This is a genomic window from Methylobacterium sp. C25 (assembly GCF_021352225.1).
Lineage (GTDB): Bacteria > Pseudomonadota > Alphaproteobacteria > Rhizobiales > Beijerinckiaceae > Methylobacterium.
On sequence record NZ_JAAUVI010000003.1, the window covers coordinates 41,933 to 55,132 of the forward strand.

At 65.4% G+C, this 13,200-nt stretch carries 12 protein-coding genes; 6 read left to right on the top strand and 6 right to left on the bottom strand.

What is annotated here, in order from left to right; translation table 11 throughout:
• Nucleotides 1–102 precede the first annotated feature (102 nt).
• The 3 genes from HCU64_RS10065 to HCU64_RS10075 all read left to right on the top strand — a co-directional run bounded on the left by HCU64_RS10065 (nt 103) and on the right by HCU64_RS10075 (nt 4,452).
• Nucleotides 103–1,995 (top strand): monovalent cation:proton antiporter-2 (CPA2) family protein, encoded by a 1,893-nt coding sequence (locus HCU64_RS10065; protein WP_233383723.1) that lies wholly within the window; start codon nt 103–105, stop codon nt 1,993–1,995.
• A complete protein-coding gene (locus tag HCU64_RS10070) occupies nt 1,988–3,442 on the top strand; it encodes an MATE family efflux transporter (RefSeq protein WP_233383724.1) in 1,455 nt (484 codons plus the stop codon). Before HCU64_RS10065 ends, HCU64_RS10070 begins: the two co-directional genes overlap by 8 nt.
• Nucleotides 3,443–3,531: 89 nt before the next feature.
• Nucleotides 3,532–4,452 (top strand): DUF937 domain-containing protein, encoded by a 921-nt coding sequence (locus HCU64_RS10075; RefSeq protein WP_233383725.1) that lies wholly within the window; start codon nt 3,532–3,534, stop codon nt 4,450–4,452.
• A 68-nt stretch (nt 4,453–4,520) separates the two neighbouring features.
• Here HCU64_RS10075 and HCU64_RS10080 read toward each other — a convergent pair whose 3' ends face one another.
• The 3 genes from HCU64_RS10080 to HCU64_RS10090 form a co-directional block, all read right to left on the bottom strand.
• Entirely contained in the window at nt 4,521–4,724 is a 204-nt protein-coding gene (locus tag HCU64_RS10080) for a Flp family type IVb pilin (protein ID WP_233383726.1), read from the bottom strand.
• 122 nt (nt 4,725–4,846) lie between these two features.
• Complete coding sequence (locus HCU64_RS10085; protein ID WP_233383727.1) at nt 4,847–5,089, bottom strand: DUF3072 domain-containing protein; 243 nt, start codon at nt 5,087–5,089, stop codon at nt 4,847–4,849.
• Between the two features lie 146 nt (nt 5,090–5,235).
• On the bottom strand, nt 5,236–6,123 hold the full coding sequence (locus HCU64_RS10090; protein ID WP_233383728.1) for a branched-chain amino acid aminotransferase: 888 nt from the start codon (nt 6,121–6,123) through the stop codon (nt 5,236–5,238).
• A gap of 249 nt (nt 6,124–6,372) precedes the next feature.
• Between HCU64_RS10090 and HCU64_RS10095 the strand changes: the two genes are divergently transcribed.
• From HCU64_RS10095 to HCU64_RS10105, 3 genes are read left to right on the top strand one after another with little or no spacing between them, the layout of a single operon-like run.
• Nucleotides 6,373–6,885, top strand: a complete 513-nt coding sequence (locus tag HCU64_RS10095) for a MarR family winged helix-turn-helix transcriptional regulator (RefSeq protein ID WP_233384260.1) — start codon at nt 6,373–6,375, stop codon at nt 6,883–6,885.
• Nucleotides 6,882–7,598 carry a response regulator gene (locus HCU64_RS10100; RefSeq protein ID WP_233383729.1) on the top strand — a complete coding sequence of 239 codons (717 nt, stop codon included), beginning with the start codon at nt 6,882–6,884 and terminating at the stop codon, nt 7,596–7,598. Before HCU64_RS10095 ends, HCU64_RS10100 begins: the two co-directional genes overlap by 4 nt.
• Before the next feature lie 12 nt (nt 7,599–7,610).
• The gene (locus tag HCU64_RS10105) at nt 7,611–9,020 is read left to right on the top strand and encodes an ATP-binding protein (protein ID WP_233383730.1); all 1,410 of its coding nucleotides are present in this window, start codon (nt 7,611–7,613) and stop codon (nt 9,018–9,020) included.
• A 170-nt stretch (nt 9,021–9,190) separates the two neighbouring features.
• On the opposite strand, the gene HCU64_RS10110 is transcribed toward HCU64_RS10105, so the two are convergent.
• The 3 genes from HCU64_RS10110 to HCU64_RS10120 all read right to left on the bottom strand — a co-directional run bounded on the left by HCU64_RS10110 (nt 9,191) and on the right by HCU64_RS10120 (nt 12,806).
• Nucleotides 9,191–9,991, bottom strand: a complete 801-nt coding sequence (locus tag HCU64_RS10110; protein ID WP_233383731.1) for a fructosamine kinase family protein — start codon at nt 9,989–9,991, stop codon at nt 9,191–9,193.
• The gene (locus HCU64_RS10115) at nt 9,988–10,455 is read right to left on the bottom strand and encodes a low molecular weight protein-tyrosine-phosphatase (RefSeq protein ID WP_233383732.1); all 468 of its coding nucleotides are present in this window, start codon (nt 10,453–10,455) and stop codon (nt 9,988–9,990) included. The genes HCU64_RS10110 and HCU64_RS10115 overlap by 4 nt, the downstream gene beginning before the upstream one ends.
• Before the next feature lie 209 nt (nt 10,456–10,664).
• Entirely contained in the window at nt 10,665–12,806 is a 2,142-nt protein-coding gene (locus HCU64_RS10120; protein ID WP_233383733.1) for a TonB-dependent siderophore receptor, read from the bottom strand.
• Nucleotides 12,807–13,200: the final 394 nt, after the last annotated feature.

Consider the following 13,200-nt stretch of genomic DNA (forward strand, 5'->3'; position numbering starts at 1 on the left):
CCGCGTGACGAACGGCACGGCGCGGCCCTCGCATGCCGCCCGGCGGCGAGCTAAGGGAGCAACATCCCGCCCTTCGTGGCACGTCACAGTTCCGGGAGCCCCATGGCGAGCGCCACGACGCACGCGAGCTTCCTGCCGCCTGTCCTGACCTTCCTGTCGGCCGCCGTGGTCGGCGTGCCGATCTTCCGGCTGCTCGGGCAGAGCGCCGTGCTCGGCTATCTCGTGGCCGGCGTCGCGATTGGGCCGTTCGGGCTGTCGCTGATCGCCGAGCCCGAGACGGCGACGAGCGTGGCCGAGATCGGCGTGGTGCTGCTGCTCTTCATCGTCGGGCTGGAGCTCGAACTCTCGCGCCTCGTCTCGATGCGGCGCGACATCTTCGGCCTGGGCGCCGCACAGCTCGCCCTCTGCTCGCTGGTGCTGGCCGGAGCGGGATTCGTTTTCGGGCTTTCGCTCGCCGCGGCGGCCGTGATCGGCATCGCGTTGGCCCTCTCGGCCACCGCCGTGGCGCTTCAGCTGTTGGAGGAGCGGGGCGACCTCGGCACAGCCTATGGCAGCCGTTCCTTCGCGGTGCTGCTCTTTCAGGACATCTCGGTCGTCGCCATCCTGGCCGTGCTACCGCTGCTCGCCTCGGCGGGTGGAACGCCCGAGGGCGGCTGGATCGAGGGGGCCTTGCGCTCCACGGCCGTCGCGGGCCTCGGCATCGTCGTGGTGGTCCTAGTTGGGCGTTACGGCCTGAATCCGTTCTTCCGCCTGCTCGCCGCGGCCGGCGGCCGCGAGGTGATGACTGCGGCGGCACTTCTTGTCGTGCTCGGCACGGCAATGCTGATGGAAAAGGTCGGCCTGTCCATGGCGATGGGTGCCTTCCTCGCCGGTGTCATGCTGGCCGAATCGAATTTCCGCCACCAGCTCGAAGCCGATATAGAGCCGTTCCGCGGCATGCTGCTCGGCTTGTTTTTCATGAGCGTCGGCATGTCCATCGACGGCGGCCTGCTAAAGGCGCATTGGCCCGAGCTGGTCGGTGCGACGGCGGCAGCGATTCTTATCAAGGTCGCGCTCGTGGCCGGCCTGTTCCGGCTGTTCGGCTCATCCTGGCTCGACGCCGTACGCGGCGGAGCCGTCCTGGCGCCGGCGGGCGAATTTGCCTTCGTAATCCTGCCGGCGGCAGGCGAGTTGCACCTGCTCGACACCTCCGCGACGCGCTTCTCGGTGGCACTGGCGGCGCTGACGATGATCGTCGGCCCGCTCGCGGCGAAGGGTCTCGACACTTTGCTTGCGCGGCGGCCCGAGACGGTGGCTGCCCCTGCTGACGCCATCGAGCCTACTGAGGCACGTGTCCTGGTCATCGGCTTCGGACGGTTCGGGCATCTGCTGACGCAGGTTCTGCTGGCGGAAGGCATCAGCGTCACCGTCATCGACAAGGACGTCGAGCAGATCCGTAACGCTGCCCGCTTCGGCTTCCGGGTCTATTACGGCGACGGGACGCGGCTCGATGTCTTGCGCGCCGCCGGCATCGGTCGGGCTGAACTGGTTTGCATCTGCATCGACGACGCGGCTGCCTCTCTCAAGATCGTCGACATCGTGCACGAGGAATTCTCGAACGTACGGACGTATCTGAGGGCCTACGACCGCAATCATGCCATCGAACTGATGAACCGCGACGTGGACTACCAGATCCGCGAGACCCTCGAATCCGCCTTGCGGTTCGGCCGGGCCGCCCTGGAAGGCCTCGGTCTCTCGGAAGAGGCAGCGGCCGCGCGGGTCGAAGATGTCCGCAAGCGCGACATCGCCCGCCTCGTTCTCCAGCAAGCCGGGGCACTCCCTGAGGGAGGCGGTTGGATGCGCGGCCCTGCGCCAGAGCTGCGGCCCGAACCGCTGACCGAGCCCCAGCGGCCCTCCCGCGCGCTAAGCGCCGAGACACGCGGCCTCATCGAGTCGGAGCGCCGCGAAGCGGCGATGCGCGAATTGGAGCCGGAAGACGCGGCAACCGATGGATAGCGAGCATCCGGCACCCGATCACCCCGAGCTGACCAAGCCTGCCGTTTCGCCGCCCGGGACTGCCCGGTTTCTCTCGGGCTCGATTCTGCGGCACGTGGTCGTGATGAGCGCGACGGGAGCGGTCGGCCTGATGGCCATCTTCCTGGTCGACCTGCTCTCGCTGATCTACGTGTCGAAGCTGGGCGATCCGCAGCTCACCGCCGCCGTCGGCTTCGCATCGATCGTTCAGTTCTTCGCGATCTCGATCAATATCGGCCTGATGATTGCCGCCGGGGCCCTGGTCTCGCGGGCGATCGGGTCCGGAGACGAGGCGTATGCCCGGCGGATCGCGAGCTCGACCCTGATCCACTCACTCGTCGTCTCTGGCGCGCTCGTCCTGACTTTGCTGCCGCTGCTCGACCCGCTGCTCCGGGCGATCGGCGCCGACGCACATACTCTGCCGATCGCCAGGCGCTTCCTCTGGATCGCGCTGCCGTCGAACCTGTTGATGGCGCCCGGCATGCTGTTCACCGGCTTGCTAAGAGCTGTGGGAGCGGCGCGCGAAGCCATGTGGGTGACGCTCGGGGGCGCCATTGTCACAGCCATCGTCGACCCGATCCTGATCTTCGCGGCCGGGCTCGGCGTCGATGGGGCGGCGATGACCGTCTGCCTCGCCCGGACGACCTTTGTCATCATTGGCTGGATCGGCGTACGCAAGCACCGGATGCTTCAGCCGCCGAAGGCGACCGAGGTTCTCGACGATGGCCCGGTAGTGGCACGCATCGCTCTGCCCGCGATCCTGACGAACCTCGCGCCCGCCATGGCGAGCGCCTTCGTCGCCCATGCGCTCTCGGGCTTCGGCACGACGGCCATCGCAGCGAACGTCGTGATCGACCGGCTTTCGCCGGTCGCCTTCTGCGGGCTCTTCGCCATGTCCGGCGCAATCGGCCCGATCCTCGGCCAGAACTGGGGTGCCTCTCGCTTCGATCGGATGCGGGGCGTCCTACGCGAGGGCGCTCTCGTCGGCGCTGGCTACGTCATCGTGGTTTGGCTGGCGCTGATGGCCTGCGCGTGGCCACTCGCCCGGCTGTTCGAGCTGAGCGGCGTCGCCGCCGACCTCCTCGTGTTCTTCTGTTTCGTCAGCGGTCCGATCTGGTTCTGCAACGGGTTGCTCTTCCTTGGGAACGCCTCCTTCAACAATCTTGGATTTCCGCTGACCTCGACGGCGCTGAACTGGGGCCGGGCAACACTCGGCACCGTGCCCCCTGCCTTACTCGGCGGCATGCTGTTCGGGCCCCGTGGTGTCATTGCCGGGATTGGCGTCGGCTCCTTCGCCTTCGGGCTTATCGGCATCACGCTCGCGACCCGAACGATCGGCACCCTGGAGCAGCGCGCCCGAAAGATCGCGGATTCGCTCAGTGAACGAACGCCAGTCGCGAGCGGCACGGGGAAGAAAATGCCCATCTGAAGGGTATCGCGAGACGACATTCCCGTGCTTTGTTGACCAAAGCGGGCCTTGGCGCTGGCGATTTTATTGCCGATGCGACAGATTCGGAGATGAAATCTCCGGATCTGCCGCGCAGCGTCCGAGTCAGAGTACCGCTCATGTTCAACCTGTTCGACATTCTGCAGAACCAGGCCGGCCCCGGCATGCAGACGATCGGACAGCAATTCGGCCTCACGCCCGAGCAGAGCCGGAGCGCCATGAACGCGCTGATGCCGGCCATCGCAGCTGGCCTTCAGCGCAGCGCGGCGAGCGACCCGATGGGCTTCGGGCGCATGCTGGGCATGGTCAGCCCAGACTCGTACTTCGCCCCTACATCCAAGCCGCAAGCTCCGACACAGCCCGATCTCCTTGGCCAGCTGTTCGGCTCGCCGATGCTGAGCCAAGCCGTGCTCCAGCAGGCTTCGGCCGCCAGCGGTATCGGCCAACAGGCCCTGCGTCAGATGCTGCCCGTGATGGCTGGCATGGTAGTCGCCGGCATCGTCCACGTGCTGGTCAACCAGCCGCCTCCGCCTCCAACCCCGACTCAGAGCAGACCTGCTCCGCCGCCGCCCGATCAAGGCTTCCCGATGGCCGCCTTCTGGACCGACTGGATTAACCAGTTCGCCGGCGGCTCCGCGCCCACGCCCCAAACCGAGAAGAAGCCGTCCTCGCCGACGCGCGACGAGCCTGCACCACCGAAGGCACCAATCATTGCGGACGAGCCGGCAGCGGAGAAGACGGCGAAGGCCGATGGCATGGACGAGGCGCCCTTCGAGGCCATCCAGCAGATGTTCCAGACCGGTGTTCAGGTCCAGGAGCAGAACGCGAAGGCCATGCAGGACATCTTCGACGCTTTCTGGAGCAAACCGACCGAGATGCCGCCGGCGGATCCGGCCGAAGCCGGAGTTAAAACGCCTGATGCCAACGAAGGACAGACGACACCGGAGTCCAAGATCGGCGGCAAACAATCCGGCCGTCGCAAAGGCAAATAGGCGCGTTGGCAAGGTCGAACATGGTGTGCGGATTGTTTGCCGCACGGGCCGTGGCTCGAACGTTGCCGTTACTGCGCGCTGACGCCGATCATGATCGTATTCCAGAGCTGCGTCATCGCCGTCCGTATTGACGGCGTCACAGCGAGCGCGATCAAGCCGCCGATCAGCCCGTATTCGATGGCGGTCGCGCCGCTGCGATCGTTCGCGAACCGAGCCAGCACTGAACGTCGCGGCGCGTCCTTTATGGGTTCGATGGGGACAGGGCTACTCACGTCGGTCGAACCTCGGCCAGACTGCAACTCGTCTCGATAGCCGTTGAACGATTGCAGACATCTTAACCCGATCCAGCAATCTCAAGTTTTCACACAGAATCTCGCGAGACCAGCAAGCGGAGCTACTCGGTTCCCACAGCTTTCCGAAGGGCGTCGATTCGCTTCGACGCCTCGGCCTTGTCGAGACTGGCATCGAAGGCGTTCGGGTCCTTGGCCTGTTCCGACAGGGTCTTGAGGTAGGAGGCTTGGGCACCCGTCATCGGTTCGCCGCCCGTCGTCCACTCATCCGGCTCCTTGATCCGGTTCGAGGACGAGTCGGGATCGATCTTGGGATTCTCGTGCGCTTCGTTCGCCGCTCTTGCCATTGGTCACCACGCTTGTTCATGGATTGTTCTGGTGAACTCCTCTCATCCGTAACAGTTCCGAGCCTCTCCAACGCCTCAAACGCAAACGAAGCCGGAGACCTTGGCCTCCGGCTTCGTTTGGTCGATTGCGTAGCCGGCGGAGGCCTTCAGGCAGCCTTTGCCCGCGGCTGCACCTCGGCGGTGTAGTCGTCCATCAAGGTCTTGGTCATTGCGGCCGGCGTGAACCGATAGGGGCCGATCTCGGAGACTGGCGTCACCTCGGCAGCCGAGCCGGTGATGAAGCACTCCGAAAAGCCCTCCATCTCTTCGGGCCGGATGCGGCGCTCGATCAGTTCGTAACCGCGCCGCTTGGCCAGTTCGATGACCGTCTGACGCGTGATGCCGTTGAGGAATCGGTCGGCGGTCGGCGTGTGGATGACGCCGTCCTTGATGAAGAAGATGTTCGCGCCGGTGCACTCGGCGACGTTGTCTTCCCAATCGAGCATCAGCGCGTCAGCATAGCCCCTGTTCTCGGCGCGATGCTTCGAGATCGTGCAGATCATGTAGAGACCGGCCGCCTTGGAGGCCGAGGGGATCGTGCGCGGGTCGGGCCGACGGTAGTCGGCGAGATCGAGGCGGATGCCCTTCATCTTGGTGGCCGGGTCGAAGTAGCTCGGCCACTCCCAGGCGGCGATGGCGAGATGAATGGTGTTGCCTTGCGCGGAGACGCCCATCATCTCCGAGCCGCGCCAGGCGATCGGGCGCAGATAGGCGTCCTGCAGCCCGCTCGTTTTGAGCACGAGTTCCTTGGCAGCCTCGATCTCCTCGACCGAGTACGGCACTTCGAAGTCGAGATATTGCGCCGAGCGCTTCAGGCGCTCCGCGTGCTCACGGCTCTTGAAGATGACGCCGCCATAGGCACGCTCGCCCTCGAACACCGACGAGCCGTAATGAAGCCCGTGGCTGAGGACGTGAATCTTCGCGTCCCGCCACGGCACCATGACGCCGTCGACCCAGATGGTGCCTTCGCGCTGGTCGAACGGGATCACGGACATGGCGGGTTCCTCTTGCGCGGCCTCAGGCAGCCGCGGGGTCAAACGGCGGGCCGAATGGGATGATCCTCGGGGCGGCGCCGGAAGGGTTGACGCCTAACAACGAGGCTGAGATATGTCAACAACACTGACTTATCCGTGCTGCATGCCAGATCATCGGCTTGCGGCGCCTCATCGCCCGTCGAGGTCGCAACCGCCGTGCCCCACCGAGCGACGACAGACACCGCCGAACTCGCCGAGGCCGCTCCGATCATGGAGCCGCGCTTCCCCGATCGCAACGACGGCGACGACCTGATCGAACTCCTGTTTTTCGCCTACCGCGACTTCGTCGCAGATCCCGACCGCATCCTGGCGGAGTACGGCTTCGGACGGGCGCATCACCGCGTGCTACACTTCGTCGACCGCTATCCGGGTCTCACGATCGCCGAACTCCTGGATATCCTGCGCATCACCAAGCAGAGCCTCAACCGGGTGCTGAAGGACTTGATCGAGCAGGGCTACATCGCGCAGCGCACCGGCACGAATGACCGGCGCCAGAGGCTGCTCTTCTGCACCGAGGCCGGCATCCGCTTCGCCGAGGAACTCAGCCGAGTGCAGATGCGCCGCGTCGCCCGTGCTCTGGTCGATCAGCCGGGACGAGGTGCGAACGACGACCCTGGCGCGGCCCTCGCCTCGGCTCAGGGCTTCCTTCTCGCGATGATCGAGCCCGAGGAGCGTGCAACGGTCCGCCGCCTCATGGCGCGCCGCATTCAGGCCGCCCGATGACGGCCGCACCACCGAAGCCGCGCACCGAGCTTCCCGACCATGCGCCCCACGTGCTCGTCGTCGATGACGATCGCCGAGTGCGTGAGCTGCTGACACGCTTCCTGACCGAGCAAGGGTTTCGCGTCACCGCTGCGGGGGACGTTCCCGAGGCACGCTCCCGCTCGAAAGCCTTCGTCTTCGACGCCCTCGTGCTCGACGTGATGATGCCCGGCGAGAACGGGTTCGACTATGCGCGGCAGGTCCGTGAGACCTCCAACGTGCCAATCCTGATGCTGACGGCCCGCTCCAATTCCAACGACCGCGTCATGGGGCTCGAGATCGGTGCCGACGACTACCTGCCCAAGCCCTTTGAGCCGCGCGAGTTGATCCTGCGCCTCAACAACATCCTCAGGCGCGGAGCACCCGCCGGGCCGACGCGCGTCAGCGGCGGCGAGGTGAGCTTCGGACCGTTCACGTTTAAGATGGACCGCGGCGAATTGCGGCGCGGCGACGAAGCCGTGAAGATCAGCGAACGCGAGCGCGAGATTCTCACCATGCTGGCGGAAGCCCGCGGCGGCAATGTCGAGCGCGATGCCCTGGCCGGGGGCTGGGCAGGCGAGCGCACCATCGACGTGCAGATCAACCGCCTGCGCCGCAAGACCGAGGTCGATCCGGCCAACCCCACCTATCTCCAGACGGTGCGTGGCGTCGGCTACCGCCTCGCGGTCGACTGACGCGAGACCGTTATGGCCGAGGGGCGCACCATCGAGGGCACCATCGTCGATGTGAGCCCCGACCCACCGGAGCAGATCTCGGCGCGCCGACGCGGACCCTGGCGCCGCCTCTCGCGTCTCATCGGCGACGCGCTGCCGAAGGGGCTCTACGCCCGCTCACTGATCATCATCATTGCGCCGATGGTGCTTCTGCAATCGGTGATCGCCTACACCTTCATGGAGCGCCACTGGCAACTCGTGACCCGGCGCCTCTCTTCCGCCGTCACCGCCGACATCGCCGCACTGATCGACATCTACGAGACCTACCCGCAGGATAAGGATGCTGAGACGCTCGCCCGCATCGCGGGGGACCGGCTGAACCTCGATCTCGACATCCTGAAGGGTGCCAAGCTGCCGCCGCCGGGACCGCGGCCGTTCTTCTCGATTCTCGACGAGGCGCTCTCCGAAGAGATCAAAAAGCAGATCAAGCGCCCGTACTGGATCGACACCGTCGGCCGCTCGAATCTCATCGAGATCCGAGTTGCCATTCCCGACGGGGTGCTGCGGGTAACGGCGCGGCGCAGCCAGGCCTATGCCTCCAACTCCCACATTTTCCTGGTCTGGATGATCGGCTCCTCGCTGGTGCTGCTCGGCGTCGCGATCCTGTTCCTGCGCAACCAGATCAAGCCGATCCTACGCCTCTCCGCGGTGGCCGAGAGTTTCGGCAAGGGCCGCGAGATCGAGTTCAAGCCGCGCGGCGCCCGAGAGGTTCGCCAGGCGGGTCATGCCTTCATCGAGATGAAGCGGCGTATCGAGCGCGCTATGGAGCAGCGCACGACGATGCTCAACGGCGTGAGCCACGACCTGCGCACGATCCTGACCCGGTTCAAGCTCTCGCTCGCCCTGGTGGAGCAGAGCCCCGACGTGGAGGATCTGCGCCGCGACGTCGACGAAATGAGCCGGATGCTCGAAGGCTATCTCGCCTTTGCACGCGGCGACTCGGCGGAGACTGCCGCCGCCACCGACATGCGGGCACTGCTCGAAGACCTGCGCACGGATATCGAGCGCCTTGGTGCCCATGTGAACGACGTGACGCTCGAAGGGCGGCCGATCGTTACCGTGAGGCCCGACGCGTTCCGTCGCTGCCTGTTCAATCTCGCCGCCAACGCCGCGCGCTACGGCGATACCGTAGCCATCGGCGGGCGTGTCGATGGGCGCTCCTTCCTCGTCTCCATCGATGATGACGGCCCCGGCGTGCCGCCGGAGAGCCGCGAGGAGGTGTTCAAGCCTTTCGTGCGGCTCGACGATTCACGCCAGGACGCCGGCGGATCGGGGCTTGGCCTCGCCATCGCCAGGGACATCGCCCGGACGCATGGCGGCGACGTTTCGTTGCACGATTCGCCGCTCGGCGGCCTGCGTGCGACCGTTCGGATCCCGGCTTGAGCCGGCCGGAATAACGAACGTTCGGGACGCGTGTCCCACCTGTCCCAGGCCGTCCCACGCCCGAAAGTCCCAATTCCCGCGAATCGGCCTCCACGCGAGACAATTGACATCATAACGCTACTATGCTAATTTTCCTATATCTGCTGTTGTCTCAATCTCAACTTGACGCCCTAGGCCCCGGCCGCTGCGAGCCTGGTTTCGACCATTCCGCGATAGCCTGACCCGAACAGGCGCCAATGCACCAGTGCCGGCCAAAGCTGGTAGATCGGCACTCGCTCTGCGAAGCCGGGCTCGGCGGGCCCGTAGGCCTCGCGAAACGCCGGCCCTGGCCCACCGAATAGCGTCAGCATGGCAAGGTCGACCTCCGCATGGCCGTAATAGCAGGCTGGGTCGATCAGGCCCGAGACGCGACTCCCTTCGGTGAGCACGTTGCCGCGCCAAAGGTCGCCATGCAGGAGGGCTGGGCGCGGCTTCGCCGGCAGGTGGTCGGCGAGACGCGCGGCGAGCGTTTCGATCCGGCGCGCGAGGAGCCCGTCGAGATGCGGACAATGGCAAAGCAGCCGGCGTTCGGCCCAGAAGGCGGGCCAGTTCGTCATCCATCCGTTCTCGATCGCGACCTCGCCTAAAGCGTAATCGCACTCCCAGCCGAAACGGTCTCCCGTCGCCGCATGGAGCCGGGAGACGACATGGCCGAGATCGCGATCGGCATCCCCTCCCCCCTCCGGCAAGCAAGCCATCACGATGGTTGCGGAATCCGCCCCGAGCACATCCGGCGCAGGTGCCCCGGAGGCGTGGATCGCGCGCAGCATCGCGGCTTCGACGAGCGGGGCCGGCCCATCTTTCGCGATGGCCCGGCGCCCGTCGTCCAAAAGAATCCGGATCACGCTCGACAGGTTGCCACCGCCCACCGGCTCTGCCCGCGCGAGTCTGCGGCCGAGCAGCGCCGCCCCGCGCTCGGCGAGCCCGCTCATCGCTTCAGTCGGTCCACGAGCGCCCGGGCGCCCTCGGTGACGTCGCCCCAAGTCGTCTCGAACCCGGCCTCGTCTCCGTAATAGGGATCGGCCACGGCCTCACCGCTGCGACCCGGCACGTGATCGAGCAGGAGAGACAGCTCTGCGCCATCTGCTGGACGCATCCGCTTCAGCGCGGCGAGGTTTTTGCGGTCGAGAGCCACGATGTGGGTGAACCGCGAAAAGTCCTCCGCCTGCACCTGGCGGCCCTGATAGCCGGAGATGTCGACGCCATGCCGTAGGGCCACTGCTTGCGCCCGAAGGTCCGGCGGCGATCCGATGTGCCAGCCGCTCGTGCCCGCAGAATCGATCTCGACGTCGAGCCCGCGCAACTCGGCCTCGCGCCGAAACGCAGCCTCGGCCAGCGGCGAGCGACAGATGTTGCCGAGGCAGACGAACAGCACGGCCGGTTTGCGGGTGGGCATCGACGTCTCATCGGTTGACGGCAGTGATCACGACCTGAATGCGGCCGCCATCGCGCTTGGTCAAAAACAAAAAAGGCTCGCCGGCAAATCTGCCGGCGAGCCTTCGAATACGGTCCGTCTGCCGACGCGATCAGACGATCGGGACGATCATCAAACCCCGCCGGCCCTGCCGAACCCTGCGCCATGGAGCACAGGGCCAGCCGATGGGTTCACCACTTGTAGCTGATGGTACCCAGGATGCGGCGCGCTTCGCCGTAGTAGCAGTTGTTCGGATCCTGGCAGGCCGAGACGAAGCGCTTGTCGCCGAGATTCGCCCCCGTGATCGAGGCGCGGACGCCATTGCCGAAGTCGTAGTGAACGGTGGCGTCGTAGAGCAGGTAGTCGGGCACGACCAGCTTGCCCTGGACCGCGTTGTCGAGCGCGTAGGAGGTGCCGACGTAGCGCACGCCGCCGCCGAAGCCGAAGCCGCGCATCGGTCCATCCGGAATGGTGTAATCGGCAAAGAAGTTGGCGAAGACTTCCGGCACGCCCGTCGGCGTGCGGCCGATCAGCGAGGCCTGAGCACCCGAGGTGTACTTGAGGTCGTAGGCCGTAACCGAGGCGGTCACGTTCAGGCCGTCGAAGAGATTGGCGACGAACTGAGCCTCGACACCCTGAGAGTTCACCGCGCCGTTCTGAGTGAAGCTGGTGATGCCCGGCACAACGGGGATCAGCGGGTTGCTCCGCGTGAGATCAAAGGCGGCGAAGGACAGCATCCACTTCTGGCCGATCGGTGCCAGACGGAAGCCCACTTCCACCTGCTCGCCGTTATCCGGCTTGAAGGCGGCACCGGTCAGAGCGTCGGAACCGATCTGCGGCTGGAACGACGTCGCGTACGAGACGTACGGCGCGAGGCCGAAGTCGAAATTGTACACGCCCGCGATGCGGTAGGTCAGAGCCTGGTCGTCGCGGTTGGTGTCGTTGCCGAACGACAGCTTGGTCACGCTGGTCGAGGCGAAGTCCTGCCGCAGACCGCCGATGATCGAGAAGTTGTCGGTGACCTTGATCTGGTCCTGCGCGTACAGGCCGACCTGCTGGAAGTTGTCCCGATCGATCAGATACGACGAGACCGGCAGCGGGGTCACACCGTAGACGGGATTGATGATGCTGATCCCGGGAACGCCGGCGCCCGAGAAGCCGGAACCCTGATTGTCGTTCAGGTGGTAGTTCTTGTAGTCGACGCCGAACAAAACCGAATGACGGAACAATCCGTCAGAGAAATCGGCCTGGGCCTGATTGTCGACCTGGAACAGATTGACGGTCGAATTGTCGCGAAACTGGTAGCGAGCCAGCTGGGTCTCGTTCGTACCGGCGAGATAACCGAGCTGTCCGACGAAGGAGTTTTGGAAAGCCTGGCTGTACGAGTAGCGGGCGTTCTGACGGACCGTCCAGGTGTTGTCGATCGCGGTCTCGAATTCGTAGCCGATGAAGGCCTGCTCGCGACGGAAGGTGTTGAGCTTGGTGTCGCCCACGTTGAGCGAGCGTGGGATGAACAGCCCGCTCGCATTCGGCACGGCCGTGCCGCTGTAGGGCAGGAAGTTCGAGGTGACCCCCGACCAATCCTTCTGGTAGCTCGTCAGCAGCGTGAAAGAGGTTGCGCCATCGGGCCGATAGGTCAGCGCAGGCGCGATATAGATGCGGTCTGCATCGACACCGTCGACCTGGGTTCCGCCACCGCGGCCGATGCCGGTCAGGCGATAGAACCAGTGACCGGAATTATCGGCCGGGCCGCCGAAATCGAACGCGCCATAGGCGTTTCCGAACGAATCCGCGCCGGCTTCGACGTAGCCGAACGGCGTGCTGGTGGGCCGCTTGGTGATCGTGTTGATCATGCCGCCGGGGGTACCGGAGCCGAACAGCAACGAGGACGGGCCGCGCAGAACGTCGACGCGCTCCAGGCCGAAGGGATCGGTGCGGAAGTAGTTGAAGCCGTAGTTCAGCAGCTGCAGACCGTCCTTGTAGAGGCCGTAGTCATGCGCCACGAAGCCGCGAAGCAAGAACCAGTCGAGGCGCGCGTCGTTGCCATACACGCCCGAATAGACGCCCGGCGTATACTGGGTCGCCTGTGTCAGGGTCTGGGCGCCCGTCGCGCGAAGCTGCTCCTGGCCGATGACGCTGACGGATTGCGGGGTCTCGAGCAGCGAGGTGTTGGTCTTGGTCGCGGTCGAGCTGCGGGTCGCGACGAAACCGTCGATCGGGCCCTTCGGATCTTCGGTCACCACCTGGCCAGGGCGCACGATGGTGCTCGCCGGCAGGCCACCGCCGGGCAGCGAGCTCGCACCGATCGACTTCGGGCCAGCCTGACCTTCCACCGAGATCTCGTTGAGCTGGGCAGAAGCCTGCGCCCAAACGGCGGTGCTGCTCAGCGTAAAAGCAACCAGCGACAAACCAGCGAGAGCCGCTGATCGAATAGAGACTAGTCTAGAAGACGGCACAGACGCGACAGATGACATGAGACCCCCAGGAGCGGCACAGCCGCCCTCGATCAGCCGCACTCCCCGTTGCGGCCGCTGTTGTTTGGAATGATAATAAGATACTGAAGCCTTTTGGCTTTCTGGCTCTGGGATATGGAATAGCCACGCTTCTCGCAAGGCAGCCAAGCACTCTGTTTCCGGCGTGTTGCTGCCCGGCCACGGCAGATTTTCGAAGACTACAACTCTGGTTTTTCCCTGCTCCGGCGCCTGCACTTCGCGGCGCTCAACCAAG

Coding starts and splice junctions, on each gene's coding strand:
- HCU64_RS10065 (WP_233383723.1), top strand. CDS start 103: ATGGCGAGCGCCACGACGCACGCGAGCTTCCTGCCGCCTGTCCTGACC.
- HCU64_RS10070 (WP_233383724.1), top strand. CDS start 1,988: ATGGATAGCGAGCATCCGGCACCCGATCACCCCGAGCTGACCAAGCCT.
- HCU64_RS10075 (WP_233383725.1), top strand. CDS start 3,532: ATGAAATCTCCGGATCTGCCGCGCAGCGTCCGAGTCAGAGTACCGCTC.
- HCU64_RS10085 (WP_233383727.1), bottom strand. CDS start 5,089: ATGGCAAGAGCGGCGAACGAAGCGCACGAGAATCCCAAGATCGATCCC.
- HCU64_RS10090 (WP_233383728.1), bottom strand. CDS start 6,123: ATGTCCGTGATCCCGTTCGACCAGCGCGAAGGCACCATCTGGGTCGAC.
- HCU64_RS10095 (WP_233384260.1), top strand. CDS start 6,373: ATGGAGCCGCGCTTCCCCGATCGCAACGACGGCGACGACCTGATCGAA.
- HCU64_RS10100 (WP_233383729.1), top strand. CDS start 6,882: ATGACGGCCGCACCACCGAAGCCGCGCACCGAGCTTCCCGACCATGCG.
- HCU64_RS10105 (WP_233383730.1), top strand. CDS start 7,611: ATGGCCGAGGGGCGCACCATCGAGGGCACCATCGTCGATGTGAGCCCC.
- HCU64_RS10110 (WP_233383731.1), bottom strand. CDS start 9,991: ATGAGCGGGCTCGCCGAGCGCGGGGCGGCGCTGCTCGGCCGCAGACTC.
- HCU64_RS10115 (WP_233383732.1), bottom strand. CDS start 10,455: ATGCCCACCCGCAAACCGGCCGTGCTGTTCGTCTGCCTCGGCAACATC.